This is a genomic window from Agromyces sp. MMS24-K17, assembly GCF_043950245.1.
Classification (GTDB): Bacteria; Actinomycetota; Actinomycetes; order Actinomycetales; family Microbacteriaceae; genus Agromyces.
Genome location: NZ_CP171640.1, coordinates 3,978,670 through 3,992,914 on the forward strand (window position 1 = coordinate 3,978,670; position 14,245 = coordinate 3,992,914).

Sequence of the window (14,245 nt, forward strand, 5' to 3'; positions counted from 1 at the left end):
GCCCGCGACGCCCGACGCTACGCCCGGCCGTCGAACAGCAGCATCGGCACCGGGCCGAACGGCCTCGACCGCACCCGCAGCCGCCGCACGTCGGTCCCGGTGAACCCGGCCGCGGCGAGCGCCGCCTCGGTGTCGCGGTTCCAGTGGCAGCCGTGGCACACCCGCCGGGCGATGGGCGTCGCGACGGCCTGCACGGCCCGCTTGAGCGTGCGCGGCGGCGCGGCGACGTGGTCGACGAACACGACCCGGCCGCCGGGCACCAGCACGCGGCGAACCTCGGCGAGCACGGCCGCCGGGTCGCGCACGGAGCACAGCACGTAGGTGCCGACGACGGCGTCGACCGAGGCATCCGGCAGCGGGATCGCCTCGGCGACCGCGTCGAGCGGCGCCGCCTCGTGCCGCCATTCGCGGGCCCGCGTCGCGAGCTCGGCGCGACGGCGCGCGTCGGGCTCGAGCCCGGTCCACTCGACGTCGGGATGCATCGCGCCGAAGTTCTCCCCCTCGCCGGCGCCGATCTCGAGAACGCGTCCGCGAAGGCGGCCGACGAGCTCGCGTTCGAGGTCGTCGAGCGCGTCGTCGTCGATGAGGGGCACCCCCGCCCCGCGTGCGCTCATGCCGCCATGCGAGCACGCCGCGTGCGTCGCGTCAACCCGAGAGCGGGGAGGCGGAATAGGCTGGCGGGGTGATCCGCGAGTTCCTCGCCGGCGTGGCCTCGCTCGCACACGGGTTCGGCACGTGGCGACGTCACCCCGGGCTCATGCTGCTCGGCCTGGTGCCCGCCGCCCTCGTCTTCGCCCTGATCCTCGTGGCGCTCGTCACGCTCGGGTTCGGGCTTCCACGGCTGTCGGAGTGGGCGACCCCGTTCGCCGACGACTGGGACCCGGCGTGGCGCAGCGTGTTCCGCCTGGCCATCGCGGCGGTCACGTTCGCCGCGGCGGTGCTGCTCGCCGTCGTCACGTTCACGGCGATCACCCTCGCCGTCGGCGACCCCTTCTACGAACGCATCTGGCAGGCCGTCGAGCGCGACCTCGGCGGCGAGGCGCCCGACCGGGGCGCCGGGTTCTGGCAGGCGGTCGGCGATGCGCTCGAGCTGCTGCTCAAGGGCCTCCTCGCAGCCGTCGTGGTGTGGTTGGTCGGGCTCATCCCTGTCGTCGGCGGATTCGTCGCTCCGGTGCTCGGCGTGCTCCTCGGCGGGCGGATCCTCGCTCGCGAGCTCGCCAACCGCGCGTTCGAGGCGCGCGGCCTGCACCTCGCCGAACGGCGCGCGCTGCTGCGGAGCCGCCCGTGGCGGGTGCTCGGCTTCGGCGTCGCGACGCAGCTGTGCTTCCTGCTGCCGCTGGGCGCGGTGATCACGATGCCGGCCGCCGTCGCGGGGTCGACGCGCCTGGCGCGCGGACTGCTCGACGAGCGGGCGGCGGCCGCATCGATGCCGGGCGCGCCCGTCGCGGCGGTGCCGGCTGCGCCGGGACCGGCTCAGGCGACGTCGCCCTCGGAGTCGGCGAACACCTCGTCGAACGGCACGCCGCCGGCGGTCAGCACCGTCCAGCCCGAGGCATCCGCCCGCACGAGCGACGACGAGACGTTGTCGAGCCTCGGGTAGGCGTCGGCGGGCAGGCCGCTGATCTCGGCGAGCGCGTTGCGGATCAGCGTGCCGTGCGCGACGGCGACGACGTCGCCGCCGGGGTACGCGGCGGCGATCTCCTCGAGCGCGCGGAGCGCCCGCGGGCCGACCTCGGCGTCGGGCTCGAGGTTCGGGATGTCGGTGCGGCTCGCCCAGCGCCCCCGCACGTCGGCGACGAGCATGCCCTCGGCGTCGCCGAACTCCTGCTCGACGAGGTCGGGGTACGCGGCGCCGACCGGTACGCCGAGCCCGGCGGCGAGGATCTCGGCGGTCTCGCGCGCGCGACCGAGGGTGGAGCTCACGGCGACCTCCCATTCGCCGAGCGCGGCGAGGGCTGCGACGCCCGCCCGCGCCTGGGCGCGACCGGTGTCGTTCAGCGGGATGTCGGTGCGGCCCTGCATGCGCAGGCCCAGGTTCCAGTCGGTCTGGCCGTGGCGGACGAGGGCGATGCGCATGCCTCCAGCGTACGGGCGCCGACTGGGAGCACGTCGGGCGGCGTGACGGGCGGTGACGCGGTGCGACCTCGCGCGACCGGCCGCGGGCGTGACCCGCGGCCACCGCCCGTACCGCTGCTACCCGCCGCCCAGGCCGACGCGGTCGGGCACCTGCCCGGCGACGCCGGGCAGCCACTCGTCCACGCGCGGCCACGCGCGCCCGGTCGGCAGCTTCCGCAGCAGGCGGGCGAGCGAGTCGTCCGCGTCGGGCCACGGGATGACCCGCGTCGGGGATGCGTCGGCCAGGACGCCGAGCCACCAGTGCTTCCACGTGGTCGGCAGCGATTCGGGGTGCAGCACGACGTAGTAGTCGGGCACGCTCATCGCCTTGCGGCCCGCGGCCTGCACGGCGCGCGCGATCTCGAGCTCGAGCACGCCGTAGCTCGACTGGTCGTCGAAGAACTCGACCCAGGCGGCGGCGACGTGGCCGAGCGGGTCGCGGTCGTGCACCACGAACGGGCGGTCGGAGGCGGCCGACCAGCGCGCCACCTCGTCGTCGGAGGCGCCACGCGCATCGGGGAAGGACGCGGCCCGGACGTTCGGGAAGCGCTCGAGCGAGCGGATCGCGGTCGTCGCCTCCTCGCCGACGACGACCAGCGTGGTGCTGACCGGTGGCTCCATTTCCGCAGTCTACGCCGGGGCCTCCGGAGTGGCGGGAGCGGCTGGCCGCCGCGGCGGACTCAGCCGAACAGCCGCGCCACCGCGAAGCCGGCGATCACCACGGCCGCGACGAACACCCCGACCGAGAGCACGAAGAGCGTGATGATGACGGCGGTGCCGGCCGCGTCGCGGCGGCGCGGGCCGTGGGGCGACCGGCCGGAGGGCGGGGTCGCGGCGGCGGATCCCGCTGGGCCGGCGGATGCGTCGGGGCCGGCGGAGGCGTCGGGGCCGGCGGAGGCGTCGGGGCCGGCGAGTGCCTCGGTCCCGACCGTGGCGGGAGCGGCGACGGTCGCAGGGGCGGGGTTCGGCGCGGGAGCCGCGACCGCTGCCGGAGCCGGGGCCGTGGCCGTTGCCGCGCCCGGGGCCGCGGCCGGTACGGCACCCGGCGCCACGACGGCACCTGCTCCGGCCGACGGCACCACGGGCGGCGCGGCGGCCGCACCGGCGCCGCCGCCGTGCACGAACTCGGTCCACTGCCGTCCGTCCCAGTAGCGGAGGCGGCCGGCCTCGCTGGGATCGGGGTACCAGCCGGCCGGGGTAGTCGCGTCGGTCAAGCTTCCTCGCAGGGGGATCGGGCGACGGAAACACCCGCCGCGGCCGAATTCTATTGGAGCGGCGCCCCCTACGCTGACGGCATGGACCAGTCGGATGACGCCTACGTCGTCGTCGAGGGCGTGCCCGACGTCGAGACCTACCTGGCGCTGCGGGCGGCGGCCGGGATGCGCCCGCGCTCACCCGAGGGCGCCCGTATCGGGCTGCCGAACACGTGGTTCGGCGTGCTCGTGCGGACGGCGTCCGGTGGCCCGATCGTCGGCATGGGCCGCATCGTCGGCGACGGCGGATGCCACCTGCAGGTGGTCGACGTCGCGGTCGCGCCCGAGCACCAGGGCCGGGGCCTCGGCACCCGGATCATGACCGCGCTCACCGACGCGATCCGCGACCGGGCGCCGGCCGAGGCGTACGTCTCCCTCATCGCCGACGGCGACGCGCACCGGCTCTACGCCCGATTCGGCTTCGCCCCGACCGCGCCGGCCTCGATCGGCATGGCGCTGCGCGCCTGACCGCGCCACCCCGCGGGCCACGGCGCCCTGCCGGCCGCGCCACCCCGCCGGCCGCGCCGCCGCGCGGGCGGGGCCAGCCTGCGTGCGCCCCGGTCAGCCGCCTGCGCCCGCGTCAGCCGCGGGGCTGCCCCGCACGCCCGTCGACGGACCGCGCGGGCGGCGCCTGCGGCGCCGGAGGCATCCGGCGCACCTGACCCGACTTCTCGGCGACCGCGACCAGCAGCAGCGGGCGTGCGAGCACCCAGCCGATCGCCATCACGCCGATCGACAGAGCGAAGATCGCGAAGCCCACCCAGTCGTCGGCGTCGCGCGCGGCGTACATGGCGTTGAGGTTGCGCAGCACCCCCGTCGAGAACACGAGCACGACGTGCACGAACGTGAACGCGAGCAGGAACAGCATGGTCGGGAAGTGCAGGGCGCGTGCGCTCCGCTCCGACAGCAGCCGCGCGACGCGCCCCTCGGGCGGCCACACGGGCGACAGCCGGAGGCCCGTGAGGATCGCGAGCGGTGCCGCGATGAAGACGACGGCGAAGTAGCTGAGCACCTGGAGGGCGTTGTACACGACCCACGCGTTCTCGGTCGGCCACTCGAGCGAGGCGTACTGCAGGGCGACCGACGCCGCGCTCGGCACGATGCTCCAGTCGGTCGGCACGATCCGCACCCACTGGCCGGTCGCGAACAGCAGCACGACGTAGATCACGCCGTTCAGCACCCAGAGCGCCTCGACCCAGAGGTGCAGCCAGAGCGAGATGCCGAGCCGGCGCGGCGCGCGCTTCGTGCGCGGCCGGCGGGTGTTGTCGCGGGTCCAGAACGCGGGCGGGCGCTGCTTCGAGCGCAGGATGAGCCCGGTGCGCACGAGCATGACGAGCAGGAACGCGTTGAAGAAGTGCTGCCACCCCACCCAGCCCGGGATGCCGACCGGCGCCCACTCGGGCAGCGGCGCCTCGCCGGGGTACGCGTCGACGAACGCCTCGACCGCGGGCAGCGTGCGCAGCCACTTCGCGAGCACGACGACGATGGCGAACGCGACGATCGCGGCGAGGACGAACCAGGCGGCGCGCTTCCAGGACACGCGCGCGAGCGCGGTTCGGATGGTGGGGTCGGACACCCGATCACGATGCCAAACCGCTTCATGCGGCGCAACATGGCGGCGGGACATCCGACACATCACGACGCATGGGCGGGGTGAGCGCAGCGCGCGCCCGCGCTGCGCTCCCCCGCCGCTCGCTACTCGGCCAGGAACGCCAGGATGTCGCGGTCGAGCTCGTCCTGGTAGGCGCCGAAGATGCCGTGCGGTGCGCCCGCGTAGACCTTGAGGGTGCCCTTCGACACGAGCGTGATCGACTTCTCGGCGGCCGCGGCGATCGGCACGATCTGGTCGTCGTCGCCGTGCGCCAGCAGGATCGGCACGTCGAGCGCCTGGAGGTCCTCGGTGAAGTCGGTCTCGGAGAACTGCGCGATGCAGTCGTACGCGGCCTTGAGGCCCGCGAGCATGCCCTGGCGCCAGAAGTCGTCGCGGGCCCCCTGCGAGACCTCGGCGCCGGGGCGGTTGAAGCCGAAGAACGACTCCGAGAGGTCCTGGAAGAACTGGGAACGGTCCTTCAGCACCGCCGCGCGGATCCCGTCGAACACCTCGATGGGCGTGCCCTCGGGGTTCGACTCCGACTTCACCATGACGGGCGGGACGGCGCCGGCGGTGATGACCTTCGCGACGCGGCCCTGCGGCTGTCCGTGGCGGGCCGCGTAGCGGACCACCTCGCCGCCGCCGGTCGAGTGGCCGATGAGCGAGAGGTCGCGGAGGTCGAGGTGCTCGACGAGTTCGGCGAGGTCCTTCGCGTAGGTGTCCATGTCGTTGCCCTGCCAGGGCTGCGACGACCGGCCGTGGCCGCGGCGGTCGTGCGCGATCGCCCGGTAGCCGGCGTCGGCGAGCAGCTTGAGCTCGACCTGCCAGGCGTCGGAGCTGAGGGGCCAGCCGTGGCTCAGCACGACGGGCCGGCCCTCGCCGAGGTCGGTGTAGTAGATCTCGGTCCCGTCGGACGTGGTGAAGGTGGGCATCGGATTCCCTCCGGTCGGTGGCGGCCGGCGCTCCGGCCGGCGGCGGCCCCGTGGCATCCGCGCCTTCCATGCTGGTGGCGGGCGGCGGGCCCCCGCCCCTGCCGGGCGCGCCACGTATCCCTCGAATCGGGACCGCAGCCGCGGCCGGCGGCCGCGCCCGCTACGCGATCGGCAGCAGCTCGCGGTAGCCGCGCGCGACGGCGCGCAGCTCGCCGGCGGGCGTCTCGAGACGGCTGGCCTGGATGAGCCCCTGCGTGACGACGAGCACCTGCGCGGCGAGCTCGTCGACATCGACGGATGCCCCGGGCACGGCGCCGGCGAGCCGGTCGGCGATCGCGCGCTCCATCCCGTCGTTGGCCCGGCGGCACACGGCGAGCACCTCGGCGTCGCGCGAGCCGAACTCGGCGAGCGTGTTCAGCATGAGGCAGCCGCGCCGGTCGGGCTGGGCGGCGCAGTCGTCGACGATCGCGTCGAAGAGCGCGCCGATCGCGGCATCGGCGGAGCCGGACGTCGCCATCGCGTCGCGCACGATCTCGACCCGGCCGGCGCAGTACCAGTCGAGCACCCGCAGGAAGAGCGCGTGCTTGCTGCCGAAGGCGGCGTACAGGCTGCCGTTGGCGATGCCCGTCGCGGCCGCGAGGTCGGCGATCGAGGTGCGCTCGTAGCCGTTGGACCAGAACACGTCGAGCGCCGCCGCCAGGACGGCGGCCTCGTCGAACTGCCGTGGTCGGGCCATCAGGGAAGCGTACCCGGTGCCGGGCGTCGCCGACTTTTGCTGGAGCGAGCGCTCCAGAATAATGACCCCCATGAGCGCGCTCTCCTCGACGATCCTGCCGCCCGCCCGCCGCCGCATCGGCTTCCTGCTGTTCGACGGCGTGAAGGCGCTCGACTACGTCGGGCCAGCCGAGGTGTTCGTCGAGGCCAACCAGGCCGTCGACGCCTACGACGTGGTGCTCCTGTCGGCCACCGGCGACGACATCACCACCTCGCTCGGCGGCCGCGTGGCCGTGCAGGCCGCGGTCGACGACGACGGCGACTTCGACACGGTCATCGTGCCGGGCAGCGAGCGGTCGCCGTCGGAGTTCGCCCGCGGCGCCGTCGTCGACGCGGCGGCCTCGCTCCGCGACCGCACCCGACGGCTCGTGTCGATCTGCAGCGGCGCGTTCATCCTCGCCGAGCTCGGCGCCCTCGACGGCCGGCGGGCGACGACGCACTGGAAGTTCACCGGCGACCTCGCCCGGCGCTACCCGCGCATCACCGTCGACCCCGACGCGATCTTCGTGCGCGACGGCGACGTCTACTCGTCGGCCGGGGTCGCCGCCGGCATCGACCTCGCGCTCGCGCTCGTCGAGGACGACCACGGCGCCGACGTGGCCCGGCAGGTCGCGCAGCTCATGCTCGTGTACCTGCAGCGCTCCGGCGGCCAGTCGCAGTTCTCCGCGTCGCTGCGCGCCCCGGCCGCCCAGACGCGCGTCGTGCGCGGCATCATCGACCGGATCCAGGCCGACCCCGCGCAGCCGCACCGCGTGCAGGACCTCGCCCGGCAGGCGAACGTCAGCGTGCGGCACCTCACCCGGCTCTTCCGCGACGAGCTCGACACCTCCCCGGCGCAGTACGTCGCCGACCTGCGGTTCGAGCTCGCCCGGATGCGCCTCGAGGCGGGCTCCTCGGTGGCGCAGGCCGCGGCCGACGCCGGGTACGGCAGCGCCGAGGCGCTCCGCCGCACCTTCATCGCCCGGCTCGGCCTCTCGCCGTCGAAGTACCAGCACCACTTCCGCTCCACGACGCCCGGGCCGCTCGCGACCGTGACGCCGATCACCCGGGGCGACGCGGAGGCGCTGGAGGACGCGGTCTAGGGTGTGAAGGACCCGCCCGACCGGAAGGCACCGACATGACCGACCTGCCCGTCTACACCGTCGCCGACCTCGAGGCGGAGCCCCGGTTCGAGGTCGACGCCTTCGCGAACGACGACGCCGTGGCCCTGGGCCTCTTCGGCATCGAGGTGATCCGCGAGCGCGGGCTCGACCTGGCGGTGCGCGTGGTGCTCCGCGGCGACGCGGTGTTCGTCGCGAAGCTCGGCTCGACCGGGCCGGGCAACGACCCCTGGCTCGCCGGCAAGGCGGCCGTCGCCGAGCGCTTCGGCGAGCCGAGCCTGCTCGTCCGCCGCCGCCACGAGGAGGCCGGCACGCCCTTCGACGAGCGCGACGACGTCGACCACGACGTGTTCCGCGCGCACGGCGGCTCGGTGCCGATCCTCGTCGACGGCGAGGTCGTCGGCACGATCACCATGTCGGGCGAGCCCGACGTGCTCGACCACGCCGCGAGCGCCGAGGCGGTGCGCCACTACCTCGCGGCGCGCTGAGCACCGGGGTGCCGGCCCCTACATCTGGGTCGTGCCGTCGCTCATCGTCGGCGAGATGATCCCGAAGACGTTGCCGTCGGGGTCGAGCAGGTAGCCGCCGCGGCCGACGCCCTCCATGTCCTCCATCGGCACCGCCACGGTCGCCCCCAGCTCGAGGCCGCGCGCGTACATCGCGTCGACGTCGCCGTCGACCCCGACGACGAAGTTGGCGCCGTTCACCGGCGCTCCGGGCTCGGGCGCCGGGCCCTGCCGGCGGGTGAGCCCGCCGTTGATGCCGTGGCCCGCCTCGCCGCCGTTCTGGATCGACCCCTCGCCGGTGAGGATCACCCAGTACTCCACGTCGCCGAAGCGGGTGAACGTCCACCCGAACAGCTCGGAGTAGAAGTCGATGAGCCGCTGCGGCTCCGACGCGTGGATCTCGAAGTGCACGACGAGGTTGGCCATGATCCCCCCTTGGACGATGTCGCAGGTCACGCTACGCCGACCCGCCGTCGCCCTCCACCCCCTGGTGCGGGCCCGCCTCCCGGTCCCCTCGCTCACATCCCCTCCTTCCCATCGCGGATCAGGAGAAATCGGACGACACGCCGAGCGGATGCCCCGGACGCGCCGGGCTGACCCGGATTCCTCCTCATCCGCGAACGGAGCCAGAGGGTGAGACGCCCGTTCCGGTCAGACCTCCGTGTGGCCCAGCAGCGGGCCCGCGACGAAGCGCACGACCGGGTCGGCGATCGCCTCGAACTCGAGCACGGCGACCTCGTTGCGCCCGGCGCGGGTCACCGGCGCGGGCACGATGAGCGTGCGCTGCGGCCCGCGGCGCCAGTACCGGCCGAGCAGGAACCCGTTCACCCAGACCAGGCCCTTGCCCCAGTCGGCGGTGTCGAGGAACAGGTCGGCCGGGGCCTCGAGGTGGAACTCCGCCCCCAGGAGCGCCGGGCCCGCGGCCGCCTGCCCCTCCGCCGGCGCATGCCCCCCGGCGAGCGCCGGCACCCGGTCGAGGTCGAGCGGCCGGGCGAGCCATCCGCTCGGTTCCTCGCCGTCGAGCCGCACCCCGCCGATGAGCCCCTTGTGCTCGCCGAGGCGCTGCCCGTAGTTGACGCGCCCCTGGTCCTCGACCACGATCGCGAGCTCGCCGCGGGCGACGGGCAGCCGCAGCGCCCGCTCGTGCGCGTCGCGCCCGAGCACGCCGGCGGGAACGCCGTCGACGAGCACCCAGGCCCGGTCGCGCACCTCCTCGCCGACGACGAGCGTCGCCGGCCCGTCGCGGTCGATGCGCGTCGTGAAGACGACCACGCCGCGGTCGTGGCCGAGGTCGTCGAACGTGGGCAGCGCCTCGTGCGCGGATGCCTCGCCCAGCCGGTCGGCGACGTCGAGCAGCGCCGGGCCCGGCCGGAGCGGCACCTCGAGCTCGGGCGCCGCGGGCGCCGGCGGCGGCACCTCGTCGGGCACGTCGGCGTACTTCGCGATCACGTCGCGGAACGCGAAGTACTTCGCGGTCGGATGCCCCGCCTCGTCGAGCGGCGCGTCGTAGTCGTAGCTCGTGGTGATCGGCGCGTAGCGCCCCTTGTCGTTCGCCCCGCTGGTGAGGCCGAAGTTCGTGCCGCCGTGGAACATGTAGACGTTCACCGATCCGCCGGCGGCGAGGATCGCGTCGAGCTCGGCGGCGCTGGCCGAGGCATCCGTCGTGTGGTGGTGCGAGCCCCAGTCGTCGAACCATCCGCACCAGAACTCCATGCAGACCAGCGGCCCGGTCGGCTGGAACTCGCGCAGCGTCGCCATGCGCTCGACGGCGCGCGAGCCGAACGAGCCGGTCAGGTGCAGGCCCGGCAGGCTGCCGTCGGCGAGCATCTGCGGGGTCGGCTGGTCGATGGTGGTGAGCGGCACCGTGATGCCGGCCGCGCGGGTCACCCGCACGAGCTCGGCGAGGTAGTCCTTGTCGGCGCCGTACGCGCCGTACTCGTTCTCGATCTGCACCAGGACCACGGGCCCGCCGGCGTCGACCTGCCGGGGCGCGACGATCTCGTACACGCGCTCGAGGAACTCGGTCACCGCCGCGACGTATCGGCGCTCGCTCCGCCGCACGCCCACCTCGGGGTCGCGGAAGAGCCAGGCCGGGAGACCGCCGTTGTCCCACTCCGCGCAGATGTACGGACCGGGCCGCACGATCGCGTGCATGCCCTCCGCGGCGACGAGGTCGAGGAACCGGCCGAGGTCGAGGCCGCCGTCGGCGATCCACTCGCCGCGGCGCGGCTCGTGCGCGTTCCACGCGACGTACGTCTCGATCGTGTTCAGGCCCATCAGGCGGGCCTTGCGAATGCGATCGGCCCACAGGTCGGGGTGCACGCGGAAGTAGTGGAGGGCGCCCGCGAGGATGCGGTGCGGGCGGCCGTCGAGCTCGAAGTCGGTCGGGCCGATGACGAAGCGGCTCATGGTTCTCCTGCTGGGTGGGAACGGACGGGGCCGGCTGGAAGGCCGGCCCCGTGGGTGGCTTCGACCGGCTCGACCACCGGTGGGTGAGCCCGTCGAAGCCCCGTGCGCTTACTTGTTGACGCTGAAGCCCTGGTCGTTGCCGTAGTCGACCAGCTTGTCCTGCCAGGTCGCGAGACCCTCGTTGAGGTCACCCGCGTCCGCGTAGGACTGGCCGACGGTGTCGCCGAAGATGCTGTTCGCGTACACCTGGTAGGGCAGGTACTGCCAGCCGGTCGAGACGTCCTTCGAGGCCTGCACGAGCACCTCGTTGATCTTCTGGCCGCCGAAGTACTCGGGCGCCGAAGCCAGGAAGTCGGGGTCGTTCAGCTCGGCCGTGGTCGACGGGAAGCCGCCCGACTCGAGGAACACCGCGATCGACTCGGGGTCGCTGTTCAGCCAGCGCAGGAACGCGGCGGCGAGCGCCGGGTTCTTCGACTGCGTGGTGACCGACTGGCCGCCGCCGCCGTTCTCCGCCGACACCGGGGTGCCGTCGTAGGTGGGCATGGGCGCGACCGCCCAGTCGCCGGCCGCGTCGGGCACGCTCGACTCGAGCACGCCGGGCATCCAGGCGCCGGTCACGAGCGACGCGATCGAGCCGTCGCCGAGGCCCTGGTACCACTCGTCGGTCCAGCCGGGCGTCGTGGAGAGCAGGCCCTCCTGGACGAGCTGGTTCCAGACGCCGGTCCACTGCTGGGTGCCCTCGTCGGCGAGGTCGATGGTCACGTCGGTGCCGTCGACCTCGAACGGACGGCCGCCGGCCTGCCAGATCATGCTGGTCGTGAAGCCCGCGTCGCCGGTGTCGGCGGTGATGAACTTGGTCGGGTCGGCCGCGTGCAGCTGGCGGGCCGCGTCGACGTACTCGTCCCACGTGGTCGGCACGGCGATGCCGTACTGGTCGAAGACGGCCTTGTTGTAGAACAGGGCCATGGGGCCCGAGTCCTGCGGGAGGCCGACGAGCTTGCCGCCGACGTTCACGGCGCCCCAGGTCGACGCGCTGTACTGGTCCTCGAGGTCGTCGAGGCCGTACTGGCCGAGGTCGACGAGCGAGTCGGAGAGGGCGAACTGCGGGATCGCGTAGTACTCGATCTGCACGACGTCGGGCGCGCCCGAGCCGGCCTTGATCGCGTTCTGGAGCTTCGTGTACTCCTCGGTGTTGGTGCCGGCGTTCACGAGCTCGACGTCGACGTTCGGGTACGCCTCCTCGAACGCGGCGACCTGCGCCTCGGCGCTGGGGGTCCAGCTCCAGTAGGTGAGCTTGCCGCCGGCCTCGAGGGCGGCGTCGAGGTCGTTGGCGTCGCCGGTCGCGGCGTCGCCGCCGGAGGCGGGCGCGCAGGCCGCGAGCGCGGCCGTGGCGAGGGCCGCGGTGGCGGCGAACGCCAGGGTCCGCCGGAGGGCGGTGCGGTGGATGGCCATGTGGGGTGTCCCTTCACTTCGTTGTGCCATGTGCTCCGGGGCAGGACGCTCCGGGTTCTCGGGCGGGGCGGTGCTCGTCATGCGGTGCCGCCCGGTCACTGCTTGACGCTTCCGGCGCTGAGCCCCGACTGCCAGAACCGCTGCAGCACGAGGAACGCGACGACGATGGGGATGATCGTGAGGAGCGAGCCCGTGATCACCAGGTTGTAGATGGGCTGGGCGCTCACGCCGGTGGCCTGCGCGCTCCACTGGTTGAGGCCGACGGTGAGCGGGTACCACGACGGGTCGCTCAGCATGATCAGCGGCAGGAAGTAGTTGTTCCAGGTCGCGACGACCGTGAACAGCAGCACGGTGACGATGCCGGGCGCGAGCAGCCGGATCGAGATCGTGAAGAAGGTGCGGAACTCGCCGGCGCCGTCCATGCGGGCCGCCTCGAGGAGCTCGCCCGGCACCGAGTCGACCGCGTACACCCAGATCAGGTACAGCCCGAAGGGGCTGATCAGCGACGGGATGATGATCGCCCACGGCGTGTTCGTGAGGCCGAGCTGGCTGAACATGAGGAAGGTCGGCACGGCGAGCGCGGTGCCGGGCACGGCGATCGCGCCGAGCACGACGGCGAAGATCGCGCGGCGGCCGGTGAAGCGGAACTTCGCGAGCCCGTAGCCGGCGAGGGTGGCCAGGAGCGTGGCGCCGCCGGCGCCGACGACGACGTAGAGCAGGGTGTTGCCGAGCCAGCGCAGGAAGATGCCGTCGCGGTAGGTCAGCGTCTCCCAGATGTTCTGGAAGAGCACGAAGTCGTCGTCGAACCAGAGGCCGAAGCTCGAGAACAGGCCGGCCTGCGTCTTCGTCGCGTTGATCACGAGCCAGAGGATGGGCACGAGCGCGTACGCGGCGAGGATGCCCATCATGATCGTGAACGCGACCGACTTGCGGGGCTTCAGCACCGAGTTGGTGCGGCGCTTGCGGGTGCGCGCCTGTTCGGGGACGGTGGCGGCCCGGGTGGCCGACGTGGCGGGGGCGGTCGTGGTCATCGCTCCTCCTTGCGCGAGCCGCGGAGCTGGACGACGTAGGCGATCACCGCGGTGATGACGCCCATGACGATCGCGACGGTGGCCGAGTAGTTGTACTGCTGGCCCGCGAAGGACAGGTTGTAGGCGTACATGTTCGGGGTGAAGAACGTGGTGATGATGTTCGGCGCGAGGGTGCGCAGGATGTTCGGCTCGTTGAAGAGCTGGAAGCTGCCGATGATCGAGAAGATCGTCGCGATCACGATCGCGCCGCGGAGGGCGGGGATCTTGATGGCGGTGACGACGCGGAAGGCGCCGGCGCCGTCGAGTTCGGCGGCCTCGTACAGGTCGGTGGGGATGACCCGGAGCGCCGAGTAGAAGATCAGCATGTTGTAGCCGACGAACTCCCAGGTGACGATGTTGCCGATCGACGCGAGGATCCAGTCGCGGGCGAACGGTTCGAACACCGTGCCGCCGAAGTAGTCGTTGAGGTTCGCGACGAGGCCGAACTGGTCGCCGTAGATGAAGCCCCACATGAGCACGGCGACGACGGCGGGCACCGCGTACGGCAGGAAGATCGCGATGCGGAAGAAGCCGGTGGCGTGCAGCCGCGCGCTGTCGATGGCGAGGGCGGCGGCCAGCGCGATCACGAGCATGACCGGCACCTGGATGAGCAGGAACACCAGCACCCGCACGAAGCCGTCCCAGAACTGCGGGTCGCCGAGGAGCTGGGCGTAGTTCTCGAGGCCGACGAACCCGTTGCCGCCGACGAGCTGCTCGCGGAAGAGGCTGAGGTAGATCGAGTACGCGACGGGCGCGATGAAGACCAGCAGGAAGACGACGAGGAAGGGGGCGGTGAAGGCCAGGCCCTTCCACTCGCTGCGATTGCCGCGACGGGGACGGCGCCGCTTCGGCGGGTCGCCCGCGGCAGCGGCCCCTCGGGGCCGCGTCGGGAGGGACGTCGTTGTCATCGGATTCCAATCAGGGCGGCATGTTCACGTCAACATGCATCGCCGAGACCGTAGCATGTTCACGTCAACATGCGCCAGTCTGAACGACAGTCCGATCGTCGGGCAGACTGTTCGGACCGATCACGAAGGAGCCGG

At 73.2% G+C, this 14,245-nt stretch carries 15 protein-coding genes and 1 pseudogene; 4 read left to right on the forward strand and 12 right to left on the reverse strand.

Features of this window, described 5'->3' with window-relative positions; genetic code table 11:
- Window positions 1-17 precede the first annotated feature (17 nt).
- Window positions 18-614 carry a class I SAM-dependent methyltransferase gene (locus ACGGZK_RS18170; RefSeq protein WP_395244025.1) on the reverse strand — a complete coding sequence of 199 codons (597 nt, stop codon included), beginning with the start codon at window positions 612-614 and terminating at the stop codon, window positions 18-20.
- Window positions 615-682: 68 nt separating this feature from the next.
- Between ACGGZK_RS18170 and ACGGZK_RS18175 the strand changes: the two genes are divergently transcribed.
- Window positions 683-1,600 carry an EI24 domain-containing protein gene (locus ACGGZK_RS18175; RefSeq protein WP_395244026.1) on the forward strand — a complete coding sequence of 306 codons (918 nt, stop codon included), beginning with the start codon at window positions 683-685 and terminating at the stop codon, window positions 1,598-1,600.
- Here ACGGZK_RS18175 and ACGGZK_RS18180 read toward each other — a convergent pair.
- The 3 genes and pseudogenes from ACGGZK_RS18180 to ACGGZK_RS18190 all read right to left on the reverse strand — a co-directional run.
- Window positions 1,591-2,076 (reverse strand): annotated as a pseudogene (locus tag ACGGZK_RS18180) (histidine phosphatase family protein); the annotation flags it as partial. The gene ACGGZK_RS18175 and the pseudogene ACGGZK_RS18180 sit on opposite strands and share 10 nt — an antisense overlap.
- Before the next feature lie 117 nt (window positions 2,077-2,193).
- Window positions 2,194-2,736 (reverse strand): hypothetical protein, encoded by a 543-nt coding sequence (locus tag ACGGZK_RS18185; RefSeq protein ID WP_395244027.1) that lies wholly within the window; start codon window positions 2,734-2,736, stop codon window positions 2,194-2,196.
- 59 nt (window positions 2,737-2,795) lie between these two features.
- Complete coding sequence (locus ACGGZK_RS18190) at window positions 2,796-3,329, reverse strand: DUF2510 domain-containing protein (RefSeq protein ID WP_395244028.1); 534 nt, start codon at window positions 3,327-3,329, stop codon at window positions 2,796-2,798.
- Between the two features lie 81 nt (window positions 3,330-3,410).
- On the opposite strand from ACGGZK_RS18190, the gene ACGGZK_RS18195 reads away from it, so the two are divergent.
- Complete coding sequence (locus ACGGZK_RS18195; protein WP_395244029.1) at window positions 3,411-3,836, forward strand: GNAT family N-acetyltransferase; 426 nt, start codon at window positions 3,411-3,413, stop codon at window positions 3,834-3,836.
- Window positions 3,837-3,948: 112 nt separating this feature from the next.
- Here ACGGZK_RS18195 and ACGGZK_RS18200 read toward each other — a convergent pair whose 3' ends face one another.
- From ACGGZK_RS18200 to ACGGZK_RS18210, 3 genes are all read right to left on the reverse strand, one after another.
- A complete protein-coding gene (locus tag ACGGZK_RS18200) occupies window positions 3,949-4,944 on the reverse strand; it encodes a cytochrome b/b6 domain-containing protein (protein WP_395244030.1) in 996 nt (331 codons plus the stop codon).
- A 119-nt stretch (window positions 4,945-5,063) separates the two neighbouring features.
- Window positions 5,064-5,891, reverse strand: a complete 828-nt coding sequence (locus ACGGZK_RS18205; RefSeq protein WP_395244031.1) for an alpha/beta fold hydrolase — start codon at window positions 5,889-5,891, stop codon at window positions 5,064-5,066.
- A 160-nt stretch (window positions 5,892-6,051) separates the two neighbouring features.
- Entirely contained in the window at window positions 6,052-6,627 is a 576-nt protein-coding gene (locus ACGGZK_RS18210) for a TetR/AcrR family transcriptional regulator (RefSeq protein WP_395244032.1), read from the reverse strand.
- A 70-nt stretch (window positions 6,628-6,697) separates the two neighbouring features.
- Between ACGGZK_RS18210 and ACGGZK_RS18215 the strand changes: the two genes are divergently transcribed.
- Window positions 6,698-7,747 carry a GlxA family transcriptional regulator gene (locus tag ACGGZK_RS18215; RefSeq protein WP_395244033.1) on the forward strand — a complete coding sequence of 350 codons (1,050 nt, stop codon included), beginning with the start codon at window positions 6,698-6,700 and terminating at the stop codon, window positions 7,745-7,747.
- 35 nt (window positions 7,748-7,782) lie between these two features.
- Window positions 7,783-8,253 carry a heme-binding protein gene (locus ACGGZK_RS18220; RefSeq protein ID WP_395244034.1) on the forward strand — a complete coding sequence of 157 codons (471 nt, stop codon included), beginning with the start codon at window positions 7,783-7,785 and terminating at the stop codon, window positions 8,251-8,253.
- An 18-nt stretch (window positions 8,254-8,271) separates the two neighbouring features.
- Here the strand turns inward: ACGGZK_RS18220 and ACGGZK_RS18225 are convergent, their stop codons facing one another.
- The 5 genes from ACGGZK_RS18225 to ACGGZK_RS18245 all read right to left on the reverse strand — a co-directional run bounded on the left by ACGGZK_RS18225 (window position 8,272) and on the right by ACGGZK_RS18245 (window position 14,110).
- Window positions 8,272-8,697 carry a VOC family protein gene (locus ACGGZK_RS18225; protein ID WP_395244035.1) on the reverse strand — a complete coding sequence of 142 codons (426 nt, stop codon included), beginning with the start codon at window positions 8,695-8,697 and terminating at the stop codon, window positions 8,272-8,274.
- Between the two features lie 225 nt (window positions 8,698-8,922).
- The gene (locus ACGGZK_RS18230) at window positions 8,923-10,680 is read right to left on the reverse strand and encodes a beta-galactosidase family protein (protein ID WP_395244036.1); all 1,758 of its coding nucleotides are present in this window, start codon (window positions 10,678-10,680) and stop codon (window positions 8,923-8,925) included.
- A 108-nt stretch (window positions 10,681-10,788) separates the two neighbouring features.
- A complete protein-coding gene (locus tag ACGGZK_RS18235; RefSeq protein WP_395244037.1) occupies window positions 10,789-12,132 on the reverse strand; it encodes an ABC transporter substrate-binding protein in 1,344 nt (447 codons plus the stop codon).
- A gap of 95 nt (window positions 12,133-12,227) precedes the next feature.
- Window positions 12,228-13,163, reverse strand: coding sequence for a carbohydrate ABC transporter permease (locus ACGGZK_RS18240; protein ID WP_395244038.1), 936 nt, complete (start codon window positions 13,161-13,163; stop codon window positions 12,228-12,230).
- Window positions 13,160-14,110: a carbohydrate ABC transporter permease gene (locus tag ACGGZK_RS18245; protein WP_395244039.1), complete on the reverse strand. Its 951-nt coding sequence runs from the start codon at window positions 14,108-14,110 to the stop codon at window positions 13,160-13,162. The genes ACGGZK_RS18240 and ACGGZK_RS18245 overlap by 4 nt, the downstream gene beginning before the upstream one ends.
- Window positions 14,111-14,245 lie beyond the last annotated feature (135 nt).

Excerpts from the sequence above, each read along its gene's own strand:
- ACGGZK_RS18170 (WP_395244025.1), bottom strand. The coding sequence starts at position 614 with ATGAGCGCACGCGGGGCGGGGGTGCCCCTCATCGACGACGACGCGCTC.
- ACGGZK_RS18185 (WP_395244027.1), bottom strand. The coding sequence starts at position 2,736 with ATGGAGCCACCGGTCAGCACCACGCTGGTCGTCGTCGGCGAGGAGGCG.
- ACGGZK_RS18195 (WP_395244029.1), top strand. The coding sequence starts at position 3,411 with ATGGACCAGTCGGATGACGCCTACGTCGTCGTCGAGGGCGTGCCCGAC.
- ACGGZK_RS18205 (WP_395244031.1), bottom strand. The coding sequence starts at position 5,891 with ATGCCCACCTTCACCACGTCCGACGGGACCGAGATCTACTACACCGAC.
- ACGGZK_RS18210 (WP_395244032.1), bottom strand. The coding sequence starts at position 6,627 with ATGGCCCGACCACGGCAGTTCGACGAGGCCGCCGTCCTGGCGGCGGCG.
- ACGGZK_RS18215 (WP_395244033.1), top strand. The coding sequence starts at position 6,698 with ATGAGCGCGCTCTCCTCGACGATCCTGCCGCCCGCCCGCCGCCGCATC.
- ACGGZK_RS18220 (WP_395244034.1), top strand. The coding sequence starts at position 7,783 with ATGACCGACCTGCCCGTCTACACCGTCGCCGACCTCGAGGCGGAGCCC.
- ACGGZK_RS18225 (WP_395244035.1), bottom strand. The coding sequence starts at position 8,697 with ATGGCCAACCTCGTCGTGCACTTCGAGATCCACGCGTCGGAGCCGCAG.
- ACGGZK_RS18230 (WP_395244036.1), bottom strand. The coding sequence starts at position 10,680 with ATGAGCCGCTTCGTCATCGGCCCGACCGACTTCGAGCTCGACGGCCGC.
- ACGGZK_RS18235 (WP_395244037.1), bottom strand. The coding sequence starts at position 12,132 with ATGGCCATCCACCGCACCGCCCTCCGGCGGACCCTGGCGTTCGCCGCC.
- ACGGZK_RS18240 (WP_395244038.1), bottom strand. The coding sequence starts at position 13,163 with ATGACCACGACCGCCCCCGCCACGTCGGCCACCCGGGCCGCCACCGTC.
- ACGGZK_RS18245 (WP_395244039.1), bottom strand. The coding sequence starts at position 14,110 with ATGACAACGACGTCCCTCCCGACGCGGCCCCGAGGGGCCGCTGCCGCG.